Raw genomic sequence first — 10,814 nt, 5'->3', positions numbered from 1 at the left:
TCCTGGCTGGTCGGTCGTCACGGGTGCGCGCACGACCGACGAGCGGTCGCGCCGTCGGTGCCTACCGTGCCACCCTACCCCGGGTGATCCACGTCGCAGCGGCCGTCCCGGCGGGCGGTTCCCGCGGGACGCACCGGAGGAACCCGTGCCGGGCGGGCCCGGGGACGGTAGGTTCGGCGGTGAGCACACCCCGCACGCGCCAGGAGGCACAGGCCATGAGCCAGCACCCGCACGGTCCCGGCGGCCCGGGGACGGTCCCGCCCCGGCCGCCGAGGACCGCCCCGCTGCGGCTCCTGCTGCGGCTGACCCTGCTCTCCCTCGTGGTGAACGTGGTGGACACGGGTGTGCAGGCGGTCGCGGGCCCCAGCACCCTGCTGCCGGGCATGGAGGACCTGGTCCTGTTCCCGGGGCTGCCCGGGGGCGGTCTGGGCGCCGTGCTGGCGCTCTTCGGCGTGCTGCTGACGACCGCGCTCTACGCGCTCGTCTGGTTCCCGCTGCGCGAGCAGCTGCAGTGGGGCTGGATCCTCGGCATCGTCTTCTGCTCCCTGGCGGTGCTGGGCGACCTGTTCGATCTCGCGGTGTTCCTCCTGGGCGGTCACCTGCTGCCCGGGCTGAGCACCACCGTCCTCGTGGCGGTCAACGTCGTGTGGCTCGTCGTGGCGGGACGTCCCGGGGTGCGGGCGGCCCTGCGCTGACGGAGCGTGCCTCCGCCGTGGTGCGCGGGCTCGTCCCGGTCAGGCCCCGGCGGTGACCGGCGGTGCGGCCGACCACGGGAAGACGATCCAGTCGTCGGTGGCCTTCCACAGGTAGTCGGGGCGGATCACGGAGCGCGGCTTGCCGTAGATGACGGCGGAGCGCGCCTCGGCGCCCAGGCCGCGCAGCAGCTCCAGCACCAGGGCGAGGGTCCGTCCGGAGTCGGCCACGTCGTCGACCACGAGCAGCTTCCGGCCCGCGATGGACTCGGTGTCCAGCATCGGGGCGAGCAGCACGGGGTCCGGCAGGGTCTGGTGGACGTCGGTGTAGAACTCCACGTTGATCGCGTCGGAGAGCTTGACCCCCATCGCGTAGGACAGCGCACCGGCCGGGAGCAGTCCGCCGCGGGCCACGGCGATGATGATGTCCGGCAGGAAGCCGCTGTCCACGACGCTCTGGGCGAGCTCCTGGGTCGCTTCGCCGAAGCGTTCCCACGTGAGGATCTCCTTGCCCTCGAGCTCGAGGGAGTCCGCGTGATAGGCCATGCGCCTCAGGCTACCGGAGCCCCGGAACGGGGTGGAGCCGCGCGCCCGAAGGTAGTAAGTTCACTGATCGGATCGTTGTCCACCGGAGCTCCTCGCAGGGCTCCCCCGCACCGGAGAGGACGCCATGCCCCAGCACCCGGCGCAGGGCCGCACCGCCCTGCTCGTCATCGACATGCAGAACTCGTACTTCGACTTCCCCGAGCTCGAGGAGCAGCGGGAGCCCGTGACGGCGAAGGTCAACGAGCTGATCCGGGCGGCCCGCGAGGGCGGCTGCCCGATCGTGCTGATCCGCACCCAGCACGAGCGGGACCGCTCCACGTGGACCGTCAACATGCACGACGACGGGCAGGGGTTCGCGTTCCCCGGCACGGAGCAGTCCGAGTACGTGGCCGGCCTCGACACCGAGGGCGGGACGGGACTCGTCAAGACCCGCGACAGCGCGTTCTTCGACACCGACCTCGCGGCCCGGCTGCGCAACCTGGAGGCCACCCACCTGCTGCTGTGCGGCATCTCCACGCACAGCTGCGTGGCCCAGACCGCGATCGACGGGTTCGCGCACGACTTCCGGGCGGCCGTGGCCCGGGACGCCGTGGCCTCCGAGAACCCGGACCTCTCCCGCGCCCTGCTCGCCTTCCTCGAGGACGAGATGCGCCAGGAGATCCTCGACCAGGAGCACGCCGTGGCCCGGCTGCGGGGCTGAGCACCGGAACGTGCGTCCCGGCCCGGTGTGACGCCGTGCGTCGCACGAGCGAACGCGCTGTCGCTCCGTGCCGCCGGTGCGGTGCGACGGACACCGGTCTGCCCGTCCCCGGCAGGTCGTCCGTGGCCGGTACCCGCGGAACGCCGGGCCGGCCCGGCCCCCTCGACCGGCTCCGGGCGTCGGGGCGCGGATGATCGCCGCCCCTCGCGCAGACAGCGCGCCGTGACGCACGTGCTGTTCGTCACGGGTGCGACAGGGTTTTTCCAAGCGTCGCTCCACATATTTGCGGTGTTATCACCACCCGCTCTATGAGGAGACATCATGAGCACGCCAACCCGCCCCAGGGAGCTCTTCCGGGATCCACCGAGGCGACCTCGCCTCCGCCAGGGTCTCGCAGCGTCCTTGGCCCTGGCCCTGGGGGCCACGGGCATCAGCGCAGCGGTCGCCGCGACCAAGGTCACCGAGACGAACAAGAACCAGCTGGAGGCCGTCGGCCCCGTGAACAGCAAGTACGGGTTCCCGGCCTGGTACGAGGACAAGACCGGGACACGCCTGGAACTGTGCGACGACGGCCGCAACCCGCTCTGCGGCCTGGCTCCCGAGGAGGGCTTCGACCCGGAGCAGCCTCTCGCGCTGCCCGGGAACTTCCCCCACGAGATCTTCTACATGCTGGCCGGTTCCGAGCTGGACCTTCCCGGTGGGGGAAGTGCCGTGCTGACGCTCGGGCTGGAGGCCGCCTTCGGCAACGAGGTGGCCCCCGGGGAGCAGATGGTCTTCGCCCGCCAGCGACTCGTGGTCAAGGACGGGCCGGCCAACAGCACGCTGTCCTTCCCGCACCCGTACGGGACCATCGAGGTCGACACCGACGCCGAGGGCAACGCCAAGCTCGTGGAGGACATCGCTCCGGCTGTCGGGAACTTCACCACGCCGCTGGGGAGCAATCTCGGCCCGTTCCTGAAGTGGGACACCGGGGCCCCCGCGGGCTACCTCGGCAACCCGGACGTCCCGCACAGGATCGTGGGGGGTCTTCGGACCACCTTCTCCATGACCGGCACGAACTCGGCGACCGGCGCGCCCGTCGCCGCGAGCACCGACCTGTTCACCGTCCAGGGCAAGATCGCCACCAACACGGGGGTGAAGGCGGAGCAGGCCGTCGTCAACGACGGCTTCCTCGACGTCTTCGCGACCAGCCGCGGCGATGTCCTCGAGGTGTCCGGGCAGAACATCCCGACCACTCCGCTGGAGAAGGCCCCCGGGGACTCCGAACTCGCCTATGCCCGCATCCAGCTCAACGGCGCAGCACCCGGCGAGGTGACCGTCAAGAACCTCACCGACGACCCGCAGAGCACCAGCACCGTGAGCGTGAGCGACGTCTCCATCCCCACCGCCGCCACGTACGACGGCACGAAGCTGACGGTCACGGCGAAGACGTCCCCGGGGTCCACCCCGAAGGTCGTCGGCGTCAGGGGATTCGACGGCACCATGGTGGCCGGCGCCGACGGCACCCACGAGGGCACGTTCGAGACCGTGGCGCCCCCGGTCGACGTCACCGTCGCGACCGGCTCCGGCAGGGCCACTGTTCCGGTCGTGGTCACGGGCGGCGAGGCGTCACCGGCGGCGGTCCCCGCTCCTCCTGAAGGTGAGAACCCCGGTCCTGTCACGGAGACCGAGGGAGGCGCGGGTGGAGGCACCGGCACCCCGGTCGAGGACACCGAGAAGCCGACCGCTGCCGTCGCCGCGCTGCCGACCTCCGTCGCCCGCGCCATCGCGACCGAGCTGGACGGCAGCGGTTCGAGGGACAACGTCGGCGTCGTCGCCTACGAATGGTCCCAGAAGGAGGATCCCAGCGCGCCCAAGGTGACGTTCGACAGGACGGACGTGGCGAAGCCCAAGGTGACCGTGCCGTTCTTCACGACGGCCGCCGCCACCGCGCCCAAGGCACCGGACACGGACCCGGTGCTGCAGCTGGTGGTCAAGGACGCCGCCGGCAACAGGAGCGATCCGGTGACGATCACGCTGAGGAGCGACGACACGGTGACCGTCGACGCCGCCTCCCGGCACCGGGTGGGCAAGGAGATCCGGCTCTCCGGAACGGCCGTGGTGGCCGGTGCTCCGACGCTGCTGAACCCGGTCTCGTCGGTCAACATCTACAACACCAGCAACGGTACGCCCGTCAAGATCGCCTCGGCGTCGGTGGACACCCTGGGCAACTGGGAGTACCGGGCCAAGCCCGGCCCCGGCCAGCGGGTGTCCAGCATCCTGGTGGAGTCGACCCGCGGCGGCACCGCAACGGGGGTGGTCGCAGCCGGATAGCAGCACAGACGCAGCACATCATCCCCCTGCCGGGCCCGCGCTCCGAGACCTCTCGGAGCACGGGCCCGGACCCGTTCCTGCGTGCTGTGGGTCCGCGGTTCGCCCACAGGCCCACGCACAGGACCGCCCTGCCCGGAGGGGCAGGACGGTCCTGTGCGTGCGCTGATGCCGGCCGCGTCCTCAGCCCGCCGTCTCGACCTCCTCCTCGTCCTCGTGCGGCTCCTCCGTCTCGTCCTCTGTGCCCTCGTCCTCGGTGCCCTCGTCCTCGTCGCCGACCGGCATGTTCTCGAGGGCACCGGCCATCTCGAGGAAGTCGCCGCACTCGAACGGTGTCCGCGCAGGCGCCCATCCGGTGGGGGCGTTGAGGAACGAGGTGCGGTCCAGCGAGAGGATGCCGAGGACGACCTCCGCGATGATCCTCCCGCCGACGGGACCCAGCGTCCTGCCGCCGAGCAGCTCCGCCTCCTTGAGGATGTAGAACCACAGCGGTGCCCGGCCGTTCCAGCCGGGGTCCGTGAGCCCGAGCCTGTCGTTGGGGATCGGCGCCACGCCCATGGCCCTGGCGACGTCCTGGCCGGCCGGCAGGCCCAGCCGCTTGCCCCGCAGCAGGTTCCGGTGGGCCAGGGAGAGGATGGCGCCGTCGACGTGCTGCACCACGGTCGGCGGGAGCTCGTCGAGCGGGAGCGCCAGCTTGGTGTCGATCAGCCGGGTCATGTTGCGGTCGTCCGGTTCGCTCATCCCGGGGACGTCGAAGAAATAGTTCCAGTCGGCCCGGGCTCTGGTCGGCAGCGGGCGAGAGCCGCGGAGGTCGTTCGACGGGTGCCCGAAGAAGGGAATGGTGACCGCGTCGTGCATCTCGTACTCGGCGCGGATCATGCTGTGGCCGAACCGGTAGGCGGCCACCGAGTACTCGATGGGCATCATGGGCCGGGTGGGATTGCCGGGTTTGTAGAACCTGCAGTCCACCCCGGTCGGTCCGCCCCGGCGCGGCCTGAGCATGCCGGCCACCAGGCCCTTGCCCACCATCCGGGGCAGGAAGTCGTGCACGATCAGCCACTGGTAGTGCCACCGGGTCAGCTGCTGCGCCTGCTGGAACGTCCTGCCCTCGTCCACGAACCTGTTGTGCAGCTGCAGGAAGGTGAGGTGGAACTGGGCGACGATCAGGTTCTCGTCGTTGCGGTGGTCCCCGATGATCGCGGTGCCGTCCGCGTTGCGCGGCAGGTCCGGGAAACCGTCGTGGTTCCGCCCGATGCGCATCCGGCGCCGATCGGCCGGGTCGTAGAGCTGGGGGTCGGCGGCCGGTCCCCGGCCGTAGACGGAGCCCAGCTCGAAGAAAGGGGTGTCGAAGTTGGTGAGGCCCTGCGGGTCCATGTCCTGCAGCGGCATGGGCGTCTTGTCGAGCGTCATGTCGTGGTCGATGAACTGCCCCAGGTAGGCGTAGCCGGCGGGAATGTCCGGGTTGTCGAACCCGTCGTTGCTCAGCGAGACGTCGGCCAGCGGCGGGGTGCGGTCGACCATCTGCTGCGCGAGATCCGCCAGCAGGTCGTCGCTCGGGGCGAAGGCCGGGAGCTTCTTGAACATGACCCCGAAGCGTCCCTCCTTGGTCCGCCCCGCGGTGACCGCGATGTCGGAGCCGCGCGGCGCCCCCGTGCCGTGGCCCGACCGGGCCGCGCTCAGCACTCGAGCCGCGGCGGGAGCCGTGGGTGCGGGAACCTTGGGTGCGGGCGTCCTGGGCGCGGCATGGGCCTGGCCGGCGACCGGCAGCGCGGCCAGGCCCGCCATCACTCCGGTGAGGACGCCCCTGCGCGAGACGCCCTCCGCCGCCGTCCCCTCCGGCACGCGGATCCTCTTCGTGGTTTTCATCGGATGTCCTTCTCCCCCAGCTGGTGCATGTGCAAACAGACAACGGTGCGGGTCTTGGAAATACCTTGCAGATGCTCCGTCCATGACGTGGAGGAGCGGGCCCGGGACGAGGGGAGTGAGATGTCCCGGGCCCGCCGGTGCGGGCGCCGTCGGGCGGCGGCCGGCTCAGGGCCGGGGCAGCAGGACCGTGGCCTCCAGGTCCTCGGCGGGCACGGTGCCGAAGTGCCGGGAGTCGACCGACACCCCCCGGTTGTCGCCCATGACGAAGACGTGTCCGTCGGGGACGGTGACCGGGCCGAAGTAGGTGCCGTCGATCCGGCTGTGGTCGACGAACGGCTCGTCGACCGTCCTGCCGTCGACGACGAGGAGGGAGTCCTCGATCGCCACGGTCTGTCCGCCGGTGGCCACCACCCGCTTCACGGTCGTGCTGCCGTCATCGGGGTGGGGGAAGACGACCGCGGTGCCCGCGGACACCGCGGCGGGATCGGGATCGAGCTTCAGCAGCAGCGCCACGCTCCTCTGCCCCATCGTGGGCTCCATGCTGTCCGAGGCGACGACCACGGGTTCGATCAACCAGGCCCGGGTGGCCAGGACCAGGGCCACGCCCAGCAGGACCGCCCAGACGGTCCGCGACCCGATGGGCCGGTGACGTGTCCGGTCCGGCTTCTGCCGGGTCGGGTCGGGGGCCGGGCTCAGCTGCAGCATGTCAGCTCATCCTCTCTTCTCGGGACAGCGGGTCCGCTGAGCCCGTACGGCTGCGACGACAGGTGCACCTCATCTGCCGGCACGCGGATCCTTGGTCTGCGACTTCTTCCCGGAGTTCTTGGTGGGCGTGGGCGACGGTGACGGCGATGCCGACGGTGAGGGCGACGGCGACGGTGACGGCGATGCCGACGGTGAGGGCGACGGCGACGGTGACGGCGATGCCGACGGTGAGGGCGACGGCGAGGGCGAGGCCGACGGCGAGGGCGAGGCCGAGGGGGACGGCTCGGGGGACGGCGTGGTGCTGCTCGTTCCCGCCGGCACCGCCGGGGCCGCCGTCATCGGATCGTTGGGGTCCGGGTCCACGGACTCGCCGACCTGGTACTGCACCATCATGTCGTGGTCCTCGTGGACCAGGTTGTGGCAGTGCACCATGTACCGGCCCTGGTGGGGACCGAACTTCATGAGCAGGCGGACGGTCTCGCCCTCGCCCACGTAGACGGTGTCCTTCGGCCCCTTCTCGTAGGCGAAGGGGGCTCTGCCGTTGCGGCCCAGGATCTTGAAGTCCACCAGGTGGATGTGCATGGGGTGGAACCACCCGCCCGAGCTGTTCTCGAACTCCCAGATCTCCGTGGCCCCCAGCGGCACCTCCGCGGCGACCTTGCGGTAGTTGCTGGCGATGACGTCCGCCCAGGTGACCCCGTCGATCGTCCAGGTGCTGTTCTCGCGCTTGACCCGGAAGCGCCGCGTCCTGGTCGACCGGCTCTCCTGCAGGTCCATCACCTCGCTGCCGGCGAGAGTGGTGGGAATCCGGTTCCAGGTGGGGTCGGACGTGTCCACGGGCTCGTCCACGACGTCGAAGGCCATGATCTTGTTCGTGAAGTCGTAGTCGACGTTGTTGTCGTTGGACAGGTTCTGCAGTTCGATCCGCTGTCCCGTCCTGTACTTGCTGAAGTCGACGAGGAACTCGTAGCGCTCGGCGCTGGCGTGCCGGTACTCGCGGACAGGCTGGGCGGTGGGCATCAGCCCGCCGTCCGTGGCGACCATGACGAGCGGGTCCCCCGTGCTGAGCCGGGGCCGGAAGGACCGGGAGATGCTGCAGTTGAGGAAGCGGAACCGGTAGACCCGCTTCTGCACCTTCATGACGGGCCAGGGCCTGCCGTTCACGAGGATGACGTCCCCCCACAGCCCCGACCGGCTGTTGTCGTCGTAGCCCAGGGAGCCGTTGGCGGCGAACATCGCGTCGGAGACGGTGAGCGCGACGTCGTACTTCCCCCGCGGCAGGAGCCGCTCCGAGTGGGCGTCGTGCATGTGGTACTGCCCCGCCAGTCCCGAATAGGCGTTGAGCGCGGTGTGGTGGACCCCGTGGTCGTGGTACCAGAGGGTCCTGGCGCCCTGGAAGTTCGGATACTTGTACGTCTTCTGGAACCCCGGGCGCGTGATGTCACTGGCGTAGCCGTCGTACTGGGGCAGCGAAGCGGAACCGTGCAGGTGGGTGGACGTGTCCAGGCTGTGACCGTCCAGGGCGTGCTGGCGCGGCAGCTTGTTCACCACGGTGAGCTCGACCTTCGTGCCCTGGTAGACGTCGATCGTGGGACCCGGGAAGATGCCGTTGTAGCCGAGAATGGGCGTCAGGAGACCCGCCGTCGGCAGGATCTGGGCCGAGGCGGCCTGCTCCGTGACCGTGTAGTACTTGATGGGCTTTCCGTCGACGGGATCGATCGTGGGTCGACCGAGCGGGTCGTCGGCACCGAGGACGGGCGCCTGGGCGAACCCGGTCCGGAACGGCCTGGGCATCAGGGAGTCGGCGAGCGCGCTCGCCGACTTGGCGTTGACCGCTGTCGTCGGCACGCCCAGAGCCGCCCCTGCGACTCCCAGCCCGCCCAGCAGCAGGACGTTTCTTCTCGAGACGGCCATGATGTTGTTCCCCCTTGGATCGGGACCGTCGCGCTCCGCGCGGTCCCGCGTTCTGGTCAAGACGTGTGATGGAACGACCAGTCCCCCGACCGGGTCGTCCCGTGCGGTCAGCGTCCTCCGCCGCCGCTGTGGTGTTCGGTACCCATCGACAGACGCACGTCGCCGGCTCCGGCGAGGGTCAGCTCGAGGGCCTTGTCGGGCACCTCGAAGACCAGCTCCGCCTGCACGGTCTCGTTCTGCGCGAGCGGAGCTTCGGACGGCGACGCCCAGACCACCTGCGACGTGCGTCCCCCGAGCCGCTCCACCACGTAGTCGTCGGCGTCGAACTCCAGGCCTCCGGGCTCCATGGCGGTGAGCTCCAGCAGGACGATCACCAGGTGGGCGCCGCTCGGGACGTCTCCGGTGAGCTCCGCCGGCACGTCCCGTCCCTCCTGGGCGACGAACTGCGTGTACGGCATGACCCCGTTGAGACGCGCGAGCCCTCCGGGCACGGACCCGGAGGCCCCGAGCATGGTGCCCGGCTCCTTCTCCGCGGAGAGGGCACCGTGCGCGAGCACCAGGAGGAGCGCCAGCAGGAACAGCGCCGGCAGCATCCAGCGGTGGCGTCCCCGCCGGGCCGGTGGGGTGTCGATGACGGCTGTCGATTCCTGAGTGGTCATGACCCCACGGTCGGCACGGGACCTTGGAGAAACGTTGCGGTGCGGACCGATCGCCTCCGCACGTCGTCCGGTCGGGGGACAGCCACCCCGTGTTCATGACGTTCCATGTCGCCGGCCAGTGACCGCGAGGGCTGCGGCCGGGTCCGTCCGGCCCTCCGGGCGGACTGCTGCCGGGCGGGCGAGGCCCGGACGCCCGGGGGCCGGCACCCTGCGCGCCGGTCGTTCCCTATGGCACACCCCTCAGATGGGGGGGTGCCCCTCCCCCCCATCCGGTGCTGTTGGCCGAGGGGAGCCGACCGCCATAGTGGAGGCACTTCGGGGGGAGTGATCACGATGGAAGTTTCTACTGTCGACGTTCGAACCGCAGCCGGTGCCACGGGGGTCCGGCTGTCGGTGCAGGTCATCGGTCCGTTCGTGGTCCGGCGCGGGAGCCGGACCCTGACGTCGAAGGAACTGGGGGGTCCCCGGCAGCGGCGGATCCTCGAGATCCTCCTCCTGCACCTGGGGACACCGGTGTCGAAACAACGACTCGTCGACCTGCTCTGGGGGGCCGACGCGCCCGCGGCGGCTTCCGCGAACCTGGAGAGCTACGTCAGCGTTCTGCGCCGGCACCTCCAGCCCGGACAGGGCAGGAACGGTCCGCTGAGGACCACGAACGGCGGCTACGTCGTCGACGCCGCCCTGGTGGACCTGGACCTGCCCCGCTTCGAGCGGCTGCTGGACACCGCGATGCGCTCCTCCGCCCGCGAGGCGGATCTGCTGCTCCACCGCGCGCTGGGCATGGCCTCGGGCGCCCTGCTGGAGGACGAGCAGGACTGCGAGTGGATCGACTCCCAGCGCAGCGCCTTCGCGGCTCGAGTGACCGAGGCCCGTGTGCTGCTGGCCGAGGCAGACCTCGAGCTGGGCCGCTGCGAGGAAGCCGTGGTCCAGGCCCGGAAGGTGCTCGCGGCCGACCCGCTGAACGAACGCGCCTGGACCGTGCTCGTGCTCGGGCTCGAAGGAGCTGGGCGCTCGGTCGAGGGCCTGCAGGCCTACGAGCAGTGCCGGCGGACCCTGGTCCACGAGCTGGGATGCGCTCCCTCCTCGTCGTTGCAGGCGTCCTACGCCCGGATGCTGCGCGCCACGGCGACCACCGGCGACGAGCTCGGTCAGGCCCTGACGGCCCTCCTCGTGCTCCACGGCCGGGCCGGCGCCCCGGACTGGATGCCCGGCACCCGCGTCCCGCTCGCCCGGCAGGAGGCGGCCTCGGTGCTCCAGGCCTTCCTGGGCCGCAATCTGAGCACGGCCGCCTAGGGGGTGGCGGCGTGAGCAGGTGCAACCGACGGCGTTTCCGAACGGAATGCCCGCTTGTCAAGCCCCAAACAGGTGACAGCCGCCCGCTTGGTGCCCATGATTTGCAATCGGCATACTACTCACACGTAG

General features: G+C 70.8%; 9 protein-coding genes and 1 pseudogene. 5 read left to right on the top strand and 5 right to left on the bottom strand.

The window, feature by feature from the left end:
• The first annotated feature begins 215 nt into the window (after positions 1–215).
• Positions 216–695 carry a hypothetical protein gene (locus ACFU0Y_RS01935; RefSeq protein ID WP_380212756.1) on the top strand — a complete coding sequence of 160 codons (480 nt, stop codon included), beginning with the start codon at positions 216–218 and terminating at the stop codon, positions 693–695.
• Between the two features lie 39 nt (positions 696–734).
• Here ACFU0Y_RS01935 and ACFU0Y_RS01930 read toward each other — a convergent pair whose 3' ends face one another.
• Positions 735–1,238 carry a phosphoribosyltransferase gene (locus tag ACFU0Y_RS01930; protein ID WP_380212755.1) on the bottom strand — a complete coding sequence of 168 codons (504 nt, stop codon included), beginning with the start codon at positions 1,236–1,238 and terminating at the stop codon, positions 735–737.
• Positions 1,239–1,362: 124 nt separating this feature from the next.
• Here ACFU0Y_RS01930 and ACFU0Y_RS01925 point away from each other — a divergent pair, with 124 nt between their 5' ends.
• Together ACFU0Y_RS01925 and ACFU0Y_RS01920 are read left to right on the top strand one after the other, a co-directional pair.
• A complete protein-coding gene (locus ACFU0Y_RS01925; protein ID WP_380212754.1) occupies positions 1,363–1,938 on the top strand; it encodes a cysteine hydrolase family protein in 576 nt (191 codons plus the stop codon).
• 321 nt (positions 1,939–2,259) lie between these two features.
• Positions 2,260–4,251, top strand: a complete 1,992-nt coding sequence (locus tag ACFU0Y_RS01920) for a hypothetical protein (protein WP_380212753.1) — start codon at positions 2,260–2,262, stop codon at positions 4,249–4,251.
• Between the two features lie 180 nt (positions 4,252–4,431).
• Here ACFU0Y_RS01920 and ACFU0Y_RS01915 read toward each other — a convergent pair whose 3' ends face one another.
• Together ACFU0Y_RS01915 and lepB are read right to left on the bottom strand one after the other, a co-directional pair.
• Positions 4,432–6,114, bottom strand: coding sequence for a heme peroxidase family protein (locus tag ACFU0Y_RS01915; RefSeq protein WP_380212752.1), 1,683 nt, complete (start codon positions 6,112–6,114; stop codon positions 4,432–4,434).
• A 165-nt stretch (positions 6,115–6,279) separates the two neighbouring features.
• Positions 6,280–6,819 (bottom strand): signal peptidase I, encoded by a 540-nt coding sequence (gene lepB / locus ACFU0Y_RS01910; RefSeq protein ID WP_380212751.1) that lies wholly within the window; start codon positions 6,817–6,819, stop codon positions 6,280–6,282.
• Between the two features lie 121 nt (positions 6,820–6,940).
• On the opposite strand from lepB, the gene ACFU0Y_RS01905 reads away from it, so the two are divergent.
• Complete coding sequence (locus ACFU0Y_RS01905; protein ID WP_380212780.1) at positions 6,941–7,315, top strand: hypothetical protein; 375 nt, start codon at positions 6,941–6,943, stop codon at positions 7,313–7,315.
• Here the strand turns inward: ACFU0Y_RS01905 and ACFU0Y_RS01900 are convergent.
• Positions 7,198–8,613, bottom strand: a pseudogene (locus tag ACFU0Y_RS01900) (multicopper oxidase family protein); the annotation flags it as partial. The gene ACFU0Y_RS01905 and the pseudogene ACFU0Y_RS01900 sit on opposite strands and share 118 nt — an antisense overlap.
• A 227-nt stretch (positions 8,614–8,840) precedes the next feature.
• On the bottom strand, positions 8,841–9,392 hold the full coding sequence (locus ACFU0Y_RS01895; protein WP_380212750.1) for a hypothetical protein: 552 nt from the start codon (positions 9,390–9,392) through the stop codon (positions 8,841–8,843).
• Positions 9,393–9,725: 333 nt separating this feature from the next.
• On the opposite strand from ACFU0Y_RS01895, the gene ACFU0Y_RS01890 reads away from it, so the two are divergent.
• Positions 9,726–10,685 carry a BTAD domain-containing putative transcriptional regulator gene (locus ACFU0Y_RS01890; RefSeq protein ID WP_380212749.1) on the top strand — a complete coding sequence of 320 codons (960 nt, stop codon included), beginning with the start codon at positions 9,726–9,728 and terminating at the stop codon, positions 10,683–10,685.
• The last annotated feature ends 129 nt before the right edge of the window (positions 10,686–10,814 follow it).

Origin of the sequence: Kocuria sp. NPDC057446, from assembly GCF_042802875.1 — a bacterium.
Taxonomy (GTDB): Bacteria; Actinomycetota; Actinomycetes; order Actinomycetales; family Micrococcaceae; genus Kocuria.
Note: the sequence above shows the minus strand (reverse complement) of the source record. Positions and strands in the feature narration are given on the sequence as shown.

Coding starts and splice junctions, on each gene's coding strand:
- ACFU0Y_RS01935 (WP_380212756.1), top strand. CDS start 216: ATGAGCCAGCACCCGCACGGTCCCGGCGGCCCGGGGACGGTCCCGCCC.
- ACFU0Y_RS01930 (WP_380212755.1), bottom strand. CDS start 1,238: ATGGCCTATCACGCGGACTCCCTCGAGCTCGAGGGCAAGGAGATCCTC.
- ACFU0Y_RS01925 (WP_380212754.1), top strand. CDS start 1,363: ATGCCCCAGCACCCGGCGCAGGGCCGCACCGCCCTGCTCGTCATCGAC.
- ACFU0Y_RS01920 (WP_380212753.1), top strand. CDS start 2,260: ATGAGCACGCCAACCCGCCCCAGGGAGCTCTTCCGGGATCCACCGAGG.
- ACFU0Y_RS01915 (WP_380212752.1), bottom strand. CDS start 6,114: ATGAAAACCACGAAGAGGATCCGCGTGCCGGAGGGGACGGCGGCGGAG.
- lepB (WP_380212751.1), bottom strand. CDS start 6,819: ATGCTGCAGCTGAGCCCGGCCCCCGACCCGACCCGGCAGAAGCCGGAC.
- ACFU0Y_RS01895 (WP_380212750.1), bottom strand. CDS start 9,392: ATGACCACTCAGGAATCGACAGCCGTCATCGACACCCCACCGGCCCGG.
- ACFU0Y_RS01890 (WP_380212749.1), top strand. CDS start 9,726: ATGGAAGTTTCTACTGTCGACGTTCGAACCGCAGCCGGTGCCACGGGG.